The following is an 18,944-nucleotide window of genomic DNA, read 5'->3' on the forward strand; positions in this document are numbered from 1 at the left end:
CTTTCGAAATGGCGCAAGTACAGAAGGGGGGCACCGCTGCGGCGGGCCCAATACGGGAGGGAGGGCATATGGAACTGGCGGAAGCCTCGCTTTTGACCGAGGCCGAAAAGGGGAGTGTCGATCCGGTGGCTGTGCTAAGGGCTAGCCCTCTTCGCATCGGGATCTCTACGCGCGCTCTTTTTGACCTGGAGGAGGAGCATCGCGTATTTGAGAAGTACGGCGTCAAGGCGTATGCGGCTATGCAACTCCAACGGGAGGACGTAATCCTCCGCAAGGGTGCAGGCTTTGAGGTAGTCGAGCGATTACTCGCGCTGAATGATCCTGACGCTGCTCCGTATGTTGAAGTGATCCTCTTGTCGCAGAACTCGCCCGACCTCTCCCTCCGAGCCTTCAGGTCGATCGATCATTACGAGCTTGTCGTCAAGACGGGCAGTTTTACTAGCGGACGATCGCTTGCGCCGTTTGTCCCGGCGTGGGGCATCGACCTGTTTCTCTCAAACGCGGACGCGGACGTAAAGGGAGCAGTGGACGGCGGAGCAGCGGCCGCACGGCTCGGCTTGGCACCCAAGGATCGTGCCGAAACGCCGCAGGGCGAGGTCCGGGTCGCGTTCGACGGCGATGCTGTCGTGTTTGGCCCCGAGTCCGACGCAATCTACAAAGAAAAGGGCCTGGACGCCTTCCTAGCTCATGAGACAGAGAACGCGACCAATCCAATGGCGCGTGGCCCGTTTGGCAATTTTCTTCATAAGCTATCGGCATTGCGCCGCGTTTTCCTCAATGACGGTAACGTGAGTAAGGTCCGCATCGCACTCGTCACAGCTCGGAACGCCCCTGCCCACGAGCGCGTCATTCGCACGCTGAGGGCATGGGGGACCCCGGCTGATGAGGCCCACTTCGTCGGCAGCCGCGAGAAGGCACCCATCCTGAAGGCACTCGGTGCCCACATTTTCTTCGACGACCAGGAGAAGCACGTCCTCGGCGCGTCTGCTGTGGTCCCTGCCGGCCATGTTCCCGGACCACACGATCCGGCTGCGCCAGTAATCCCGGCCGGCTGAGTCTGCGGGCCTAATCTCGTTGCGGTTTTGCTGCGCGAACGAATCTGACGGCAAGCGATCTGGGCATGATGGAACGCGGAATCGCGGCTTTGCGCCTCATGTCGGACGGAGAGCCGGCCGCAGCCAGTCACTAAGAGCGGTCATCTGGGCGAGCAGGTTCGTTTGCGCCTTATCTCGGCCATTCAGCCATGCGGCCGGCGTCTCCGGGGACACGGTCTAGAATCCCTTGTTGATATCAGGGTCAACATCCGGCAAGGTCCCAATCCATCCCCATGCTCGCTACCCCGCAGATGAAGAAGCCGACCCACCCACTGACGTATCGCGAAGCTTTAGACGGGCTGCTCAAGGCGATCGATGACGCTCCAACTGCGCCAGATCACCCGATCTTCAAGAAGTGGGACGACAAGGAATACTTCGAGACGCAATTGATGTTTTCGTTCCGGAAGCAGCAGGCGGCCGAACACCACATCGGCAACGTCAAGTCCATGTTGGGGACGGCCGAAGCTGCGGCAATTGCAGCGATGAAGAACAAAGGCAGGCCGGCCAAGAATGCTGTCGCCTCTACGGCATCGCTGGTCGTGAACAGCGGGCAGTCCACGGCTTACGTCCACGAGCTCTCTGCATTCTTGGCTGCCGTCCGGTCCGGACTGGACTTCCTTGGAGTCGCGGCGGCCCGAACGATGCCCGGCATCGTCGCGCATTCGATACATACCTTGGAGAAGATGGTCGACAAGGGGCAGCAGGGTGGGATCCTCGAGGTCGTCAAAACCCATCAGGCATGGCTGGCCGAGCTGCGGGATTACCGCGACGAGGTCGTCCACCGCCAAGTCGTTCAAGCGCCGGCCGAGGGCTGGCTGGTGTCTACGAAAGGCAAGACCTCAAAGGCAATCATGCCCATTGTGGTCCCCCGCCGGACGCCCAAACGCGCCTTCGATACCAGACAGTCGCGGATGATGGACAACGATGTCCCTTTAGGGCTCGACCGCATGGAATCTCACGGCGAAGTTACGTTCCCGGACGGGACAGTAAAGACCATTCAGCACAAGGTCACCTTCCGGCCATCCGCTTCGCATATACCGATCGTGGAGTTGATGACCCACCATCTTATGGAATACCGAAAGTTTTCAGCGGCGATGTTTGCCGTCATCACGAAGAGTGGCTTTGGTACTGTCAAATGAGCGCGTCTCCGCCAGCGCGCATGAGTACGAATGGGTGTCAAAAGAAGGAGATGGCTGATCTCGTGTTTACCAAAGCCGAGTGGGATGCCGCGTTGCCTGAATTCTCGCGGGCATGACCGAATACCTGAGGCAGTCCCGGACACCGATCTTCAGAGATCGCGCGACCATGGCGTAGGGCACGGCGGCGGGTGGTACTTGAAGCTCGGCGACCGCATCTTTCTCCTGACGAACGAGCATGTCGCGGTCGCGCGTGAGAGCGGAGATCGTCTCATCCACCAGTTCGCAGACTCCAACGATCTCCACGCTCTGCCATGAAAAACCTTCAGAAGTACACGTGCGTACCGGATGACAGACCCGGCCAGTGGTTGGAGAACGCAGCCGAGTCGGTGGAGTACCTCAAGCTCGTCCTGACAGGACAATGGACCCCAATCTATGTCAGCGCGCAGTGTTTCTATCTCTTTGCGGTTCTGATGAAAGCAGAGAAGGCTAACCCGGTTGATCACGCAAAACTCGGACCTGTCTTCATTGATCCCAGCTCCAGTTGGCGGCTCGAGCACGTTTGGGGCGGCGGGGAGCCGGAGCGGATGTATCTCGAAGCCGGAATTGGAGAGAGCGGCGGCTCGCCGCTCGCCGGAGGCCAGCAGTTGGTGTACCGGCGCCGGATGCACGGCCTCGATCCATATGTCGAGCTAGACCAACGACTGGTCCAGGCGCTGGACGTTCATTTCCTGAGAGAGCGAAACGCATACTGTCGCGTGAACCGGCGTGGTGATATTGAACCGATCATCAAGGTCGAGCAGCTTCCGGCTGACGAAGAAGGCCATAGTGGAACCTTGGTCACCGTTAAGACCGAGGATCTTGTGAAATACATGGCGGTCACTCAGACGGTCCTCGCCGCAAAGTTCGACTTTACCCGGATCGATCACAAGAAGGTGGGTTTTGACGGTTGGCAGGACGCCGAGCGTGACAGCTTCGCAGCACCTGACCTAGCGTATCATTCGGGACGGGTTCCCGGCCGATCCAGCTTCGTGAATGGATGGATCATCGTCCGTCCAAACAAGATCCTGGCTGAGGTGATAGAGGACGAAAACACGGCGTCGGATCGGTTCAAGAGGCAACATGCCGACTTCATAATCCAGGATGCTCGGTACAGCCGGATAGCAACCTGTTCGGCCGTGCCAGGAGCCAGCACAAATTACTTCGATGCCGTCGAGGGCCTGCCGTTTGAGCTCTCCCCGGTTTTCTTCCGCGCAGACGTCATGTCGAAATACAAGGCCGACACGGATAAGTACCAGATCGACGGTCGCATGATCCGGTGTCGCGATGTCTGGGAGCTTCGTTCGTTCGACATCAACGAGGCCGGACAGGTCCACACCTACCTGCAGGACCTCTCCCATCTGCCCTACGAAGAGCAGCTGTACTGGAAATCATTCAACGAAGAGCCCAAGGCACCAATCTCGAAGCGCAGCTTCACCAGCGATTTTCTGGGGCAGTGGACAAATGACGCGGATCCCTTGGACGAACTCAAGCGAGATACGACTGCGCTGGATGGTTTGCGTCCGCCTTGGTGGATCCCTCGTGGGGAGGCGGTACGGCTGGCCGCCCAGTACCCGTCCCAGGATAACGCGGCCGAGTGGGGCCATGAAATCATGCATCTCGACCAGCTCGTCGTAGAGGGCTTCAAGGAAAGTGAACTGCGAAAAATCGCGACCAACCGTGAGGCGCAGGTCGAGACTAACTGGCGTTCGCTCCGGCTGATCGAGGCAATTCTGGTTGCCTCCGGCGTTCCTGCGGAAAAGGCTAAAGCTACGATTGCGCCATTGCAGCGCTTGCATGCACTCCGAAGCACGCTGACGGCCCACACTGGCGGAACGACCAAAGCGGAAGAGCAAAGGAAGGCCATAGCCGAGCGTCAGACCTATCGCGCCCACTTCGAGCATCTGGCCGGCGGTGTTCTTGACGGGTTGGCAGCCATCATCGCGGTCCTCAACGGTGATCCGGCCGCCAGTCCAGTGGAATAATGGGGAATCGATTTGCCGTCTCTGGTTATCGACAGCAGCATGCTGCAATCGCAGGAGTTGCGATCCCATCTTCAGGCGAGTCCACATAACTTCGCGGTGCTCGCCGACTATGCCTGGATCGAGATCTACAAACAGCGGTCGCTGGAAGCCATCAAGCACGGCCTGTCGGTCGTCGGCGACTTCCCCGATCAGTTGATCCTGCTGCGATCCAACGGCGAGATAATCCGGCTCGACCCGACCGAGCCGGACCTGCATGAGCGTATGCAGTTCAAGGGAATGGCAGGCATCATTTTTGAGATGGTTACCACGATCAGGCGCGCCACAGTTGATGATGCGCCCATCTTGGAGCAACTGCGCGATCATTGGAATTTTGCAGACAGCCTCCTCCCGGAGCTGATCGAAGGTGCGGTCGACATAGCGGTATCGCTGCCCGAAATGGAGGCGCAGATGTTCACCAAGGCCGAGATCCGCATCATCAGGACGAACAACCAATACTCGACCGCGATGATGGAAACCATTTACGGCGCCGCCATGCAGGTATGGGAAAATCTGGCACACGCCTACTGCCTGCCATGGCAGAACCTCGGAGACATCCGCATCGCTCGGACCTATCTCTTCCGATATGCGCTTGGACTCGTCATTCATCTGCTCTGGTGGATCAGACGCGGCAGTCAACCGGTCAAGCGAATGGACAGAATGCGCAACGACATGGTCGACTTGAGCTTCTGCGTCTATGCCTCGTACTTCGATGGCTTCATGACCGCTGATGAGAAAGCACGCTGGATCCATGCAAATCTAATCGCTGCCTTAGCGGCCGTGTCACGCCTGGATGGCACGACTTGACCGATCTCGTCGTAGACGCCGACTTCTCATTCCGTGGCGAGCCGCAATCCCATTGAATAGTAGCACGGAACGTGGGTTGTCTATGAGACGAGAACGACTGCTCAAGCAATCTCGTCCTGCAAGCTGACGGTCAACTCTCGGCCATTTGCGCTCATCGGTGAGAACTGGCGACGGATGACTGTTTTCGGCGTCTTGCTGCTTTTAGGATTAGGACCCGCGTCCTCCAAAGTATGGGAGAGATGGTCTTGGCCATCTCTCCCCCGCGAATGCCACCTGCGCAGAGCGAAGCCGCTCGCTCGCAAGGCGCGACATGACCATCATCGTTTGAACTGATCCGATCCGCCCCGCTCGACGCGCAGCCCAGCTCCGCTCGCCGGCATTCGCCCCCCTCTCTGCCGCGCGCTCACGCGCCCCCGGAAGGCATGCCGAGGGGCATGCCTTCCGCATGTAACGGGAAAGGACCAGAACCATGACGACCAATGAAACAAGTGCGAAGACCGCAAATGCCGGCGAAAGCGGCACCGAGGTCTTCATTCCGCTGAACAAGCTGAAGAAGTCGCCCCGCAATGCGCGCAAGACCCCGCACAGCGAGGCGATCATCGAAGCCTATGCGGCAAGTATCCCCGCCAAGGGCATCCTGCAAAACCTTGTGGTCGAGCCGGAGCTTGACGGGGAGGGTGCTGAGACCGACTTCTATTTCGTCAGCATCGGCGAAGGCCGCAGGTTGGCGCAATTGCTGCGCGTCAAGCGCAAGCAGATCAGGAAGACCGAACCGATCCGCTGCGTCATCGACACCGTGAACGATGCGCATGAAATGAAGCTGCAAGGCATCGCGGAAACCGTCAGGCAGACCGAAGGCTGGAAATGGGCAGATGTCCATATCGACTACCCGCACGCAAACGGATTGCGCCGCACCTACCCGCAACCGGTGGATTTGTCGGAGGAAGACAAAGCCGCCTACGCCACGGCATCCGACGAGTTCAACCGGCTCGCGGAGGAATGGGATAGCGCCTAGGAACTGCCCAACGATGTCGATCAGCGTTTCGGTAAGCTTGAAGCGGAGATCGAGCGCATCGACGCTCGCGCCACGCCTACGATCCTGATATTGTTTCGCATGGCGGCGTGTTTGTCGTGCTTTCCTATGACGGCGCGGCGCGCATCGAACGTGGCTTCATTCGCGCCGAGGATGAGCAGGCGGGACCGGAAGCGGAAACGCGGTCAGACGGCGAGGACTACGCCGTCAACGACAATGGCGAGATCATCGAAGACGGCAGCGGTTCGGATACCAATGGCGGCAGCGACGAAGAAGCGGAGGACGACGGCAAGCCGTTCTCGGACCTTCTCATTCGCGACTTGACCGCTCATCGGACGCTTGGGCTTCGCCTTGCGCTTGGCGAAAAGCCGGACTCGCCCTTGGTCGCGGTGACCCATACGCTTGCCGCGCAGACCTTCTATCAGGGTGCGGAAGCCCACTGCCTCGAAATCCGCCCGACCAGCATCTGTCTCGCCGGGCACGGGCTGACGGCGATCAGACGCGAGGCGTTGGAGAACGGCGCCTGATCGTAGGTCAGCTTGTAGGCGCCGCGCAGGGAGCCGCCGACGGTGACGCCGATGGCCTTGATGCGCTGGCTGGTCTCGGAGATGTCGCGGCCATTGCCCATCAGGATCAGGTCGGGCCGTGTCTCCAGATAGAATTTTACGACTGTGCCGTTGTAGCTGATCGTATCGGGGTAACAGACCGGGCTTGCCGGACAGGTGTAGCTGTAGGCGACGCTGTTGCCATTGGTGTCGGTGACCGAGGTCAACAGCCAGCGATAGCTTAGGGCCAGATCATAGGCCGGCGTGCCGGCAGTCGGCGTCAGGTTGGCAACGGCAGCGACCGAGCGGAAGGTCGAGACGGTGCCGTCGCGATCGGTCACCTTCCATTCGTTGGTGGTGCCGTTCAGCGCAATGCGGCGATAGGATTCATTCTCCGTCGCATGCGTGCCGCCGGTCGAACACGACGGCGACACCATGCCGGCGACACAGGCGACCAGTTGTTGGCCATCGAGCAGATAGATGTCGGTGCCATCGAAGGCCGGCATGCCATAGCCGGGGCTTGCCCGCTCGATGACGTCGAAACCGCCGAGACCCCAGGCATAGCCCAGCCAGCCCTGGTAGAGGGCACCTAGCTTGGTTCTGCGCGAAGACTCGTAGGTGAGCGCGATCGACGGCTCAATGCCGCGAAAGTCCGGGACGTCGATGCCGATGGCATAGCCCAGATTGCCATTGCCTGAACTCTTCGGCAGGTCCACCTTGGGCGTGCCGATCGCCTCGGGATCGCCGCTTGTCGTGGTCGTTGTCGCGGTGGCAGCCGCTGCGGCCGGCTCCTCGGGTGCAGCTTCCGTGTCGGTCGACTGATCTGTCGTGCCGACCGCGGCCGCTGCATCTGGGGTCTCGGTCGCAGGTGCACTGCCGGAAGCGGGCTCATCCCCCGCACTCGGCTGATCCGATGAGCCGCCGCTGCCCATAGCTGCCCCGCCATTGCCAAGGTCACCGCTTGCGGGCGCGCTAGGGTCGGACGAAGTTCCTTGCGCCTCCTGCGCAAAAGCCGCCATCCCTGCGGAGATTCTAATATAAGAAACGAAAGATGTATCCGCGCCGAAGACACCGGCGGCAAGCAATGCCGCGCCAACAAGCAACTTGTTCATGATTCCCCCGGGCCCAAGTTGCTTACTTCTACTCAGCCGCGACCAAACGAATACGACACCGCATCGTCATAGAGGGAATATCCACAGGGAAATTTTTAGGAGAGGTGAGCGTATGAGAGATTGTCTCTGAACAACCAAGGACGCCCTAAGCCGATCTGCGGGTGCCATCGGCCGCTGTTTGATTGATCAACCATAGCAACGCAGACTATTGCCCTTACGAACGTCGCTGACGCTCACGCGCAAGTTCCGAAAGAAACTGCGGAGGACCAGGGCCACGGCGCTCGTTTCGTCTAGACCGGCGCCCCAGGCATCCTCTCCGTTAGCGCCGGTTAGCGTATGGGCGATGCTCCAAGCTTCGAGATTGAGCCACTACGAGCTTAATATCGGCTCCGCATTGAGCGATACAGATTGAGATACAAACTGTGATACAATCCAGTACGAAAATCTCAGAAAAACGCTTTTTATCAACACGAGACCGGTGCGGCGAGTCTTCTCGACAGACTCGAACCTCAAATCGCCATCTGAAGGAAATGTCGGTATCAGCGGTTGCGCATCCCCGCAACAAGACAATGGATGTCGCACGAATCCATATCAGCGCTGCCGACTGGCCATCAAAAACGCCGTACTAATTGCCGTACTAATTTGCAAAAAAGTACGGCGGCAATTTGCTAAGCACCTGAAAATATTGGTGATCCCGACAGGAATCGAACCTGTGACCTACAGATTAGGAATCAGCATGGCTGAGACCGGAAAGGCCTCGCTATCCCTGTTGCGCGTGTCGGACGGATCCCCCGATCCTGAGGATCATGCCTCGCGTTGAACTGGCGCGCGCCTTTCGACGAGCGCTGATCACCCCAGCTTTTTGTCCGACGCTTGGTCGGCGTTCCGAGCGGCAGGCGCCAAGATCATCGGTGTGCCGGTCGACGCCCAGGGTATCGATGTGGCGAAGACGACTATGATCATGAGTACCGTTTCGACGGTCGCCCCGTGCTGCCGCTTGCCGCGCGGACGGATCCGGACCAAGCCATCGTCTATGTCGGTTCTCTCTCTAAATTGCTCGCGCCCGCGGTAAGGTTGGCTGCGTGGCCGCGCGGCCGGACATCCTTGCCCGCATGGCGGACCGGCGCGAAGCGATCGACCGCCAAGCGACCTGCCGCTCCAACCAAGCGCTGGCAGCGCCTATCGAGGACGGCGAACTGCGCAGGCACGCCCGCAAAGCGCGGCGGATCTATGCAGCGCGGCGCGACTTCCTGGCCTAGGAAATCGCCGGCTTCTGGGTGAAGACGTCACGTTCGACCTCCCAGCAGGAGGCTTGGCGCTGTGGCTACGATTGCGTGGAAGTAGAAGTGCGGAGACCTGGGCCAGTGCTGCAGCTCGGTCAGGCGTTGCCGTCACGCCGGGAATCCGGTTGACGCTGGACGCGGCAAACGCGCCCGAGGCGTTTCGGTTCGGCTTTGCCAGCCTCGACGAAGCGCAACTCCGGAAGGCGGTTACAGTGCTCGCACGCACTCGTTCCGCAGCCGGATGAGATCCCGCCCATGTCGGATGGCGGCGAGGCTCGCTCGGTTCACCTTGCCAGGTAGATTGCCCTTCGTTGCCGACCCTGAGACAGTTTCAGGGACTGATAGAACCGCGAGCGCATTCGCATCCTTCCTACGAACAAAACTGCTGCCAATTGCTGATCAGGTCCGACCGAGGAGGCGGCCTACCCAACCGGGCTTGGCAGGCGCTGGCGGTGTACTGTCTCCGGTGAAGAAGGAATCCATGACGGTCCCCAGTTCGGAATCCTCAATCTCCGAGAGGACCTGGATCTGATTCCGCAGTCTCAGCCGGATGATAGCTTCCCGCGTTACATCTTCCATAGCCGGACGGCCGAGCCGACCTGCCGCCCTGACCCAGGCCTCGGCGAACCCGCGCGCAAGTCGCGCGTCACTTCCGATGGATGGGCGCTCGGTGATCTGGACAAGAGCATCTTCCGTGAGCTCTGCCAGCAGCTCCCAGCGGCGGCCGGTCAGAGGACCTCTGTCGAGTATTCGCCCTCTCATCCACAGCCTCTGGAATGCATTGCGGATGCCTCCCTGAAATCGCTCGGCCGGCCTTCCGGCGAATCGCCATGCCACAAGGTCAGGCAGAACTACCGTCGCGAGGAACGCCCACACGTCATCCCGCAGTGCTTCTCCGCTTTCAAACTCAGGCACCTGTGCAAGGTGGATGGATGCAAGTTCGTCGAACCGAGCTCGCTCGATGGCGCTACCTCGGTCCGGAAATCCGCAGGCATGCCCGATCTCGAGCAGAGCCGATCGGAGTGTCCGGAGGAACTCGTCGGGCACCGGGCTTCCACCGCTCGCAGCATAAGTTGCCTCGACAGGAAAATGGGCAGACTCCAGCCCAGCATCGACGGTCACCATGAGACCCGCTGTAGACGAAAGGCACGCGTCGACTGCGATGCGGTCGAGTCTCGGCAGTAGTGCCACGCTCATGCGCGAGCCTCCTCGGTCGCGACGTCCGCAGCGGCGAGAACCGCTGCATGGAACGAGGATGGTCTTAGATCGAGCATGCTCCGAATCGTCTGGATGTCCTGGCCGGGAAAGGCCAGCCGGATCCAGAACTCGACTCTACCTGCTATGGAGTTGGAGTCGCTCTCAGCGACCGCTTGCTCGAAATCGGACTGTCGCAGCGATGTCGCGATGATCTGCGTCATGACATCGGCAAGCACCACCTGGAGGGTGGCACGATCGCCGGCGAGAAGACGCTCGGTGAAGTCGGGGCGATCGCTGTTGAGGAAAAGTCGCACAGCTCCGCCGAAGTCCCGGTGGAGGTTTCCTGGGGCCCAGTGCAGGTACCATGGCGCATAGGCTTCCGGCCTTCCAGCGAAGCGGCGGGAGAAACTCAGTGATTCCATCGGGAATCTGGGCTCCTCGCCCTCGAGACGCAGATCGATCCGGTCAGACCAGAGCCTCGATGCTGGTCGCGACGGAGACAGCGTGTGGGCGCCTGAACCGGGTTGGCCGAGGAGGATCATTGTCTCGGCAAGAAGGCGCTGGGAAAGGCCGTGTCCCGCCACTCGCTCCTCGAGAAGAATTTCTCCAGCGCGAATTTCGCGACGCGTCGCCGCAATGATCGTTCGGGGCATGTTGCCCGAACCCGTGCCGACGCGCATCAACAGCACCAAGGCGAGCTGCGCGATGTCGATCCGCAGCTGTGAGGCGGCGATATCAAGATCGACAGCAATCCGGCGCCTGAGGGTCACGTCGCGTCCGCTGTCCCAGTCCGCAATCCAGGGATCTTCTATCACGACTTCACGATCGTTCTCGACGAGTACCCATGGGCCGGCCTGCACGGCGTCGGTCCCTAGCGTCAGGAATGGAAAGGCGATACGGCTCATGTGTCGGCTGCCGCGGACAGTCGCGCACCGAGCGTCACGGCGCAATCGGATGGCATCGCAACAGCCACCTCGAACCTGCCGACTCGATCACCGATCTCGATCCGCGTCCCGCTGCCGAGCGATTCTCCGAGCTCATTGCGAGCGTCGAGCACACGAGGTTTGACGGTCGACGGCGCTTCGGCTGCGGTGCCGCCGTCCATCACAAGTGCAGGTTCAAGAAGCAGCGAGTTTGCCGCGCCGTCGCCCCTCACGACCATTTCGAAAACCGCGACAGGCCCGTCCTGGCCTTCCTCCAGTCTCAGGAACAAGGGCCGAGTGACGCCGGTGCCACCACGGCTTGCACCGCCACCACCGCCCCCGGGAGCTCGAGGACCTGCACCTTCGCCTTCACCCTCGAGTACCCGTCCAAACAGGCCGGCGACCGTCGCAAGCGACGGTCCATTATCGCCGCCGATCGGCGCCGCCGCCGGCGGATTTGCATATTCTGCCGCGGCAACCTTGATGCGGCGGACGGCGATCCGCACGATACTGCGCGCCTCCTTGTCGGCGAGCGCCTCGAATTGCCAATCATCGTGGGCGGGCGGCTCTGCTTCTGCGAAGGCAGCCTCGACGATCTGCTCATCTGACGCGATAAAGACACCAGCCCACTCGAAGCGATCATCGGGAAGCTGCACACCTTCGTAGTAGCGAACCACCAGTTCCACGGGCCGCATCACTGCGATCGCGGCGGATCGCTCCGGGAACAGGCTACCCTCACGACCTGCTGGCGAGATTCGATCTGCCCGGAGCCCTCGAACCATGCTCAAGCGACCAAGCACCCTGTTCGGCCGAAAGGAGCGTATCTCCTCGCCACTCGCCGGATCGGTCCGCAAGGCCTTCATTGCACGCGCGTAGAGATCCAGTGGAGGAAAGTCCTCAGGCCGCGGCAGTGGATATTCCGTATCCTCGATGAAAACGCGGAACTGCATCTTCCGGGTCTCGGGCGTGTCCTCGATGAGCCGGGGCCAGAAGAACCAGAGCAGTGCCTCCTGTACGAGGCTCATCGCATGCTCGCCATCGGCGCCGACAAACGCGGGGTCAAGAATCATGATCGATGTGCCTGATCGGGTAGCGTCGCGCGCAGGAAAGCCGATCGCGTCGGCAAGGTCCGCCGCCTCCCGGCCTTCGATCGGGTCGACGTACTCATCGCCGTCGGCGGGAATACCCCACCAGTGCCTTCCGGTGAACCTTCGTCTCACTCCGTGCGGGTCGTCCGCGTCAAATGCTGATCCAAGCTGGGCAGCGATGAGGCGGCGGACGGGATCGCCTGCAAGGGAGGTCTGACTGTCGATCACGATCGCCGAACAGCGGCTCGCCAGATAGAGAGAAGTCTTGCCATAGCCGTATGTGCCGCCGCCGTGCACGGTGTTGCGGCGTGACCCCACGTTCCTCAGGAAATCGACAAAGTCAGTTGGCTCGTCATCGGACGCCAGGTCAGCTCTAGTCGGTCCGGCGAGACCGGCTGTGCCGAAGTCACAGATCTCGAGCACTCGCAGAGTTTCGGAATGCAGGAAATCGTCGAGGCTGCCCGCCGCCTTGCCGTCGAGCGGTCGCTGGCTCAGGATGTCGAGACGCAGAATCGCGGCCTGTTCCGGATCAAGCGTACGCAACCGAAAATGGACCTCGGCTCCGCCGTCGGACAGGGCGGCATCGCAACTGTTCTGCACGGCCTCCCTCACCACCGTCTGGACAAGATCGATCGAGGGCGCACCGAGCAGCTTCAGATAGCCGTCGGCGGCCAGGTTGCCGGAAGCCGAATATGCCTCGGAGTGCAGTGTCAGGGGTGGTCGAGGCATGCGATCATCTCGCTGACATGAGCGTCGGCACGAACGGCAGCCAGACGGCTGGACTCGGCAGCGACAAGGTCGATTGAGTAGGAAAGGATGGTAACGCCTGTGGGCGGCGCCCCGGTCGCGAAGCTCTCCGGGATGATCCTGGGGAAGTCGTCGCCGACAACATAGTGGTGCTCACCCTCAAGATGAAAGTTCGCCCTGTTCCACACCGGAGCGTTCGGGTCAGCGCAGCCGACAGCCGCAAGAAGATTCCGGACCCCAAGGGAGTCCGACGCCATCGACGTGGCTTCTGCGGCCAATCTCGACACGGAAAGGTCGCCGCCCGTCGACTGCTCGAGCTGATATAGCGCGAGATGCAGCACGCCTCCCGTTGGAGCGAGCAGCTGATCGATCGCTGAAATCTGGACCGAAAGTCCCGTCACCCTCGCGGAGGATTTGACCTCGAGTGCGAGTCTGCCAGCGCGAAAATCATGACGTTCCATCATGGGGCCGCGCCAGAGCTGCCAAGCGCGCGCATCAAGCCGAAGCATCCGTCGGAGCATCAGGAGCTCGCCGACGAGACCTCTCACTTCCTGGATTGTTACTCCAGAAGTCGGATCGGCGAGCAGCGATCTGAAGTCGTCGAGCGTCGACGCGCAGGCGTCGACTGGAGACAAGCCGGCCCTGATACGCTTCATCATCTCCGCGCTGACATCCGCAAAGACCCCGTCCAGGCCGGCTGCCAGGCAGACAATGTCAAGATAGCGTACGGAGACACCATTGAGAGAGTAAGTCGCGATGCCGATCCCAAGCGACGGACTGCTCGGGACCTGCGCGATCCGTTCGCTGTGTCTTATCGGGAGGAGCACGCGCAGCTCGCCCGCATTGCCCAGCGCAAGACGAACGCTTCCGAAGCCGGTCTCGATTCCCGTATCCACGCTGGGAATCCCGAGCTCGCTCGAAGCGTGACCACCACGGCGCAGCATGGACCACTCTTCGAGCGACGGCTCAGTGGACACGGCCGGCCTCGAGCTGTTCCGCGATCTCGTCTTCGATATCTTCGAGATCGTCGGCCGATGGTGGTTCCAGTCTCACGCTGTAATATCCGCCTGAGCCGTCTGCCGACCCGGGAAAGACAATCCCGAAGCCGACCAGATCCCCGACGGCTTCAAGGGCGACGCGCTGGCCCGACGGCCTTCTCGGTGTCGAGTTCCTGTCGATCGGATAGAGCAGCAGGAGCGGCACGTTGCCGACGACGCTTGCGCGCACGGCCTTCAGCCTGGTCCAATCTGTCTCTGCCGTGGCCTCTCCGCCATCGGCACAGTCGAACAGGACGTCTCTTCGCGACATCAGCGCCTTGATGTCGGCGAAATCATCCGGCCGCTCCAGTCGCGTTCTTGTCGAAAGCCGTACCGGGCCAAGTTCGCCCATCGGTGTTGCCGACGGCTCCCCGCTCCTCGGTTCGACGACTCCGACGTTCCATGTTCGCGCGCTGTCGCCAGATGCCTCGATGTATCCCAGCAGGAACTCGGCTGAGAGCTCCCTGTGGGACGCCTGCACCGAGTATGCCCGAAGAAACTGCACTATCAGGCGCCCGGGGACACCGCGAAACAGGATGCGCGTCGATTCCCGGTCGCGCAATCCGAGGTCGGTGGCCTGTGTCATCAGATGGGCGGCGGCGGTCCAGTTTCCCCGGACGATCTCAGGCCTGCGATGATCGAAGCGGATTGTCTGCACGTGCTTGCCGGCATAGCTCACGTCGGTAAGGATAGCCGCTCTCATCTTGCTTGCGGCAGTGATCGCCATCCCCGGGATCGACCTCACCCTTACCGCGAATTCCATAGGCGTCGTCTTGCGGACCGCGTACTCCGCCACATCCCCCCTGATCTCGGCCTCGATGAGGGCGAGCGAACGGAACGCCGTACTGAGCGAGTCGGTCATCCAAATGCGCGGCATGTCTTCGTATCCGGGCCGATAGCCGAACCACCGCCCCATCTGCAGCAGCGTGTCATACTGGCTGGATGTGCGCAGAAAATAGCTCACGCACAGGCCCTCGATAGTCAGGCCGCGAGCGAGGATCGAGCCGCCGACGACGATGTACGTCCGTGGAGGACCATCGTAGTCGATCCGATCTTCGCTGGTGCCATTCTCAACAGGAACTTCCAGCGCCTCGAGGACCGCTGGAATGAATGGCATCAGCTGATCTCCGGTGACATGGGGCAAGACGCACAGGTCATCAGGCACGCGCTGCTGCTCGGCCTCCCAGAGACCGAGCATCCGTGTCCCAAGAGCAGATCCGGGGTCCGTGATCTGGTCGGCGATCACCTCGAGCCATGCCTTCACCAAGGTGGCCAGTCGCTCATGCATGATCACATACGCTGATGTGTGGATCAGCATCGACATGTGGCTGTCTGCATCGCCTCGGAACCGTCGCGCTGCGCAAGACGCCAGGAAATACAGAACCGCATCTTCGAGCGATTCCGTCATGCGAGGCAGAAAATGATCCTTTTCTGCCCGGCTCGGAGGCTGAAGGAACGCCGTGTCGTCCTCCGGGATCTCCCGGATCATGTCGAGGCCCTCTTCTTCCGGCTGCGGGGAATCCGCGTCGACAGGCGGGCGGCCGAACAGACGCTCGGTCCCGAAATAACCTCCTGGTGTCGGCAACGCGGTTATGAAGTCCTTCGGGTAGAGGTCGTCGAGTTCCCTTCCTCCAGCAGGGAAGGGATTGATGAGCACGTTTGCGAACGGTGTCGCGGTATATCCTACGTAGGAATTTGCCGGGATCTTCTTGAGGATGAGGCGAATCTTCTCGTTTATGCGAGTCATATCGTACTCGCCCGAGGCTGTGTTCACACTCGCCTGATCGCATTCATCATCGATGACAAGGACCTTGAGACGGCGCAGAATCGCGGGCAGGGTGCGCTCCAATGTAAGAAGCAACTGTCCGAGCGGAGCAACATTCTTCTTCACGACTGCGAGCTGCGCTGCCCCTTCCACAGGCATCGGAAAGCCGCCATTGGGCGGCATCCTGAAATCACCCTGCTCGTCATCCCGAGTCTCGAGCTGCCACTGGTCTCTCAGCCGATCGACCAGATCCTTCTGCATGCGCCCCTGCGTCTGCTTGCGAAGCTTGTTCGTGAGGCCAGCCAGAATGATCACCAGATTGTAGCCGGCGTCGACCGCCTTTGCGATGACGGCGGTCATGTTGGCGGTCTTGCCGGACTGCACGTGTCCAATGACCAGACCACGACATGCAAAGCTCTCCTTCGAGGGATTTTCGAGCAGGGAGACGATCTCGTTCGACGCCTTGCCGATCCGGTCATCGACAGTGTCTGCGGACCAGCCCTTGGAGTCGACGAGATATGCCCGCAACGCGGGCCAGTGACGATCAGTCTCCGCCGGCCCGTGATACCAGTCCTGGCGGATTCGGAAGATCGAATTGACCCTGAGAATTTCGACGGGGCGAATGGATCCGCGAACCTGTTCGATGGCGGCGGCAAAATCCTGCTCGGTCTCGTCCGAGAAGCGGCCAAGAAACGGTTCGAGGTCCTGCCGGACGAGGCGAGCCGCATCATCCAGGCCGTCTGCCGATGACAGTCGCGCGCGCAACTGCCTGACAAACGCATCCATTTGTGTCGCTGATACCGACATCGCCCGCCCCGCTGTGAATAGACTCATCGCCCCGAATGGAGTTTGTACGCCGCAGGCCATCGGCTGCAAGCTGAAATGAAAAAACGCGAACGACTTCGTCACAAGAGCCGTACGCGAATATCCGCGTGATCTTGCAAACGGGCTTGGTCAGGCAACATACGACAGGTTCATTTCGTTTTCTGTTGCATCGCGTCTCTCGGCCGTCAGAATCACGAAAAGAGCTTCACCGATCCAGCGGGCAAGGAGAGGCGGCACCGCATTGCCAACCTGGATATACTGCTGGGTACGATTGCCTTGGAAGAGATAGTTGTCGGGGAAGGTTTGAAGACGCGCAGCCTCGCGCACCGAAAGGCTGCGACACTGCATTGGATCAGGATGGATAAAGTAGTGTCCATCCTTCGAGATGTGACTTGTAACCGTCGTTGAAGGACCGCCCGAGAGCTGCACCCTGAAGCGATCGGCAAACTTGCCGGAATTCCAGTTCTCGTGCTCCGGTGCCAGCTCCTCTGGAAAATCCGAAGCCTTCGGTGAGCGGCCGACGACTTCGGCGAAAACAGCTGCAAAGAAATAACGCGCAAGATCGCTCGCCATATGGCTACGAGTCGCATGATTTGGCAGCGTCTCCAGCCTGGGATCGATCAGCCAGTCACGAAGGTGGGAGGGGCAGTCCGGCGAGATGCCGACGCCTCGCGCCTCACGGCCGGGTATGTCGTTCAGACTCTCGAAGTTCGTACGATATTGATGAGCCGTCTGCGCAAAGGCTGCTTGCAGATCATCGGCCAGACCAGTGTCCACGTCGGCAACAAAGGCCATGGCGATGCTGACCATCTGTTTCCATTCCTCCCGGCTGTCGACGCCTCGGCTGAGACCGCTGCGCAGCTTCGGCATCCGATCCAGTACATTGCCGACGGTTGCAGTCAGGCTATGGCGAACCATCAGATCGGCGAGGGCCGAATCAGGCAAATCCGCAGCCAGGTCGGACCTGAGGCCGACGACGATCACCCGGTGGCGTGCTTGAGGAATTCCGAAATCCTCGGCACGAACTATGAAATCGGTGGCGCGTGGTTCAAACCTGCCAAAGCCAAGTTGTCCTCGGCTGCGCGGATCCAGCGCAATCAGCCGGTATTCCTCTCCATGGGGCCGGTCTCCACGCAGGTCACGAATTACCTGATCGAAAATCCGATTCTCGCCGTCGACCGACGAGGACAGCATGCCCTTGACGTTTTCCATGACAAAGGCCGCTGGCCGGAGTCGATCGAGGATGCGGATATATTCCCTGTACAGGAAGTGCTTATGATCCTCGCTGGCCACATATCCTTCCTTGCCCTGGTTGCGGGCACGGCCAACGAGGGAATAGGCTTGGCAGGGCGGGCCGCCGATAAGGATGACTTTGCCGTCGCTTTCGGTCCGGATGGCGTCGAGTCGATCGTTCAGTCGATCGTCGGGATCTTCCTTGCCAAGCTCGAGTTGCCAAGCTTCCTCTTCCGCAGCCGCCCATTCCTTTGGGTACTGTTTGGACCAGTCGGGTATGTCGCCCCCCTGATTGATCAGATCGTAGTAACTTTCAGGAAGGGAATTGCCGAACTGGCGGAGGAAGCTGCGCAGCTGCAGGGTTGAGTGCGCCGCCTTGTCCTTCTCGATCGACAGAGCAATTTTGAACGCGCGCTTTCCATCGGCGCCGGAAACGCTCGAAAACCCTTCTGCCAGTCCTCCAGGACCTGCAAATATGTCAACAACTGAATATGTTGGCAAGAATCATGCGCTTTCGACCCCGGGGAGCAAAAGTCCGATTAATATCACCTCTGCGGGGAAATGACAGGCTTGGATCGATGGCAGATGTAGTTGATCAGGCGACCCGTTCTCGGATGATGTCCGGCATTCGAGGGAAGAATACCAGGCCGGAAATGGCATTGCGAAAGGCGCTGTATCGGTCTGGCCTGCGATATCGGTTGCACGGGGCGCTTTTGCCTGGCCGACCAGATATAATTCTGTCTTCGCGACGGGCGGTGATCTTCGTCCACGGATGCTTCTGGCATCGTCACACGGGTTGTCACTGGTGCAGCAGACCAGCGTCAAGGTCGGAATTCTGGACTGCGAAGTTCGATCGGAACGTGACCCGAGACCGCGAGGTGGTCGATGCCTTGCACGCCGAAGGCTGGCGCGTCGCTATCGTCTGGGAATGTGGACTTCGGGCAGCGTATCTCGATGAGACGGTTGGACGGGTGCTGGCCTGGGTGTGGTCGGAAAGCGGTGATTTCGAAAGCGATCTTGTTCGCCCGCGCCGCTAGCCTCGCAGGGGGAGTGATGTCA

Annotated in this window: 13 protein-coding genes, 1 tRNA gene and 1 pseudogene; 7 read left to right on the forward strand and 8 right to left on the reverse strand. The window is 60.5% G+C overall.

Annotation, left to right across the window (positions count from 1 at the left end; genetic code table 11):
- Positions 1-68: 68 nt before the first annotated feature.
- The 5 genes and pseudogenes from NKJ73_RS22080 to NKJ73_RS22100 form a co-directional block, all read left to right on the forward strand.
- A complete protein-coding gene (locus NKJ73_RS22080; protein ID WP_352570995.1) occupies positions 69-1,055 on the forward strand; it encodes a 5'-nucleotidase in 987 nt (328 codons plus the stop codon).
- 290 nt (positions 1,056-1,345) lie between these two features.
- Complete coding sequence (locus NKJ73_RS22085; RefSeq protein ID WP_352570997.1) at positions 1,346-2,233, forward strand: hypothetical protein; 888 nt, start codon at positions 1,346-1,348, stop codon at positions 2,231-2,233.
- A 311-nt stretch (positions 2,234-2,544) separates the two neighbouring features.
- A complete protein-coding gene (locus NKJ73_RS22090) occupies positions 2,545-4,254 on the forward strand; it encodes a hypothetical protein (protein ID WP_352570999.1) in 1,710 nt (569 codons plus the stop codon).
- 39 nt (positions 4,255-4,293) lie between these two features.
- The gene (locus NKJ73_RS22095) at positions 4,294-5,097 is read left to right on the forward strand and encodes a hypothetical protein (protein WP_352571001.1); all 804 of its coding nucleotides are present in this window, start codon (positions 4,294-4,296) and stop codon (positions 5,095-5,097) included.
- A 469-nt stretch (positions 5,098-5,566) separates the two neighbouring features.
- Positions 5,567-6,612 (forward strand): annotated as a pseudogene (locus tag NKJ73_RS22100) (ParB/Srx family N-terminal domain-containing protein); the annotation flags it as partial.
- Here NKJ73_RS22100 and NKJ73_RS34305 read toward each other — a convergent pair.
- Positions 6,552-7,787: a SpvB/TcaC N-terminal domain-containing protein gene (locus tag NKJ73_RS34305; protein WP_502905394.1), complete on the reverse strand. Its 1,236-nt coding sequence runs from the start codon at positions 7,785-7,787 to the stop codon at positions 6,552-6,554. The pseudogene NKJ73_RS22100 and the gene NKJ73_RS34305 sit on opposite strands and share 61 nt — an antisense overlap.
- 686 nt (positions 7,788-8,473) lie before the next feature.
- Positions 8,474-8,545, reverse strand: a tRNA-Arg gene (locus tag NKJ73_RS22105).
- Between the two features lie 324 nt (positions 8,546-8,869).
- Here NKJ73_RS22105 and NKJ73_RS22110 point away from each other — a divergent pair.
- Positions 8,870-9,046: a hypothetical protein gene (locus NKJ73_RS22110; protein ID WP_352571003.1), complete on the forward strand. Its 177-nt coding sequence runs from the start codon at positions 8,870-8,872 to the stop codon at positions 9,044-9,046.
- Positions 9,047-9,469: 423 nt separating this feature from the next.
- Here the strand turns inward: NKJ73_RS22110 and NKJ73_RS22115 are convergent, their stop codons facing one another.
- From NKJ73_RS22115 to NKJ73_RS22140, 6 genes are all read right to left on the reverse strand, one after another.
- Entirely contained in the window at positions 9,470-10,267 is a 798-nt protein-coding gene (locus tag NKJ73_RS22115; protein WP_352571005.1) for a DUF6339 family protein, read from the reverse strand.
- Positions 10,264-11,172, reverse strand: coding sequence for a hypothetical protein (locus tag NKJ73_RS22120; protein ID WP_352571007.1), 909 nt, complete (start codon positions 11,170-11,172; stop codon positions 10,264-10,266). Before NKJ73_RS22120 ends, NKJ73_RS22115 begins: the two co-directional genes overlap by 4 nt.
- Positions 11,169-12,890, reverse strand: coding sequence for a hypothetical protein (locus tag NKJ73_RS22125; protein WP_352571009.1), 1,722 nt, complete (start codon positions 12,888-12,890; stop codon positions 11,169-11,171). The genes NKJ73_RS22120 and NKJ73_RS22125 overlap by 4 nt, the downstream gene beginning before the upstream one ends.
- A gap of 98 nt (positions 12,891-12,988) precedes the next feature.
- On the reverse strand, positions 12,989-13,969 hold the full coding sequence (locus NKJ73_RS22130; protein WP_352571011.1) for a PD-(D/E)XK motif protein: 981 nt from the start codon (positions 13,967-13,969) through the stop codon (positions 12,989-12,991).
- Positions 13,970-13,991: 22 nt separating this feature from the next.
- Complete coding sequence (locus NKJ73_RS22135) at positions 13,992-16,736, reverse strand: Z1 domain-containing protein (RefSeq protein ID WP_352571013.1); 2,745 nt, start codon at positions 16,734-16,736, stop codon at positions 13,992-13,994.
- 45 nt (positions 16,737-16,781) lie between these two features.
- Positions 16,782-18,386 carry a DNA cytosine methyltransferase gene (locus NKJ73_RS22140; protein WP_352571015.1) on the reverse strand — a complete coding sequence of 535 codons (1,605 nt, stop codon included), beginning with the start codon at positions 18,384-18,386 and terminating at the stop codon, positions 16,782-16,784.
- Positions 18,387-18,463: 77 nt separating this feature from the next.
- On the opposite strand from NKJ73_RS22140, the gene NKJ73_RS22145 reads away from it, so the two are divergent.
- Positions 18,464-18,922, forward strand: a complete 459-nt coding sequence (locus NKJ73_RS22145) for a very short patch repair endonuclease (RefSeq protein WP_502900477.1) — start codon at positions 18,464-18,466, stop codon at positions 18,920-18,922.
- The last annotated feature ends 22 nt before the right edge of the window (positions 18,923-18,944 follow it).

This window comes from Mesorhizobium sp. M0074 (assembly GCF_040322975.1).
Lineage (GTDB): Bacteria > Pseudomonadota > Alphaproteobacteria > Rhizobiales > Rhizobiaceae > Mesorhizobium.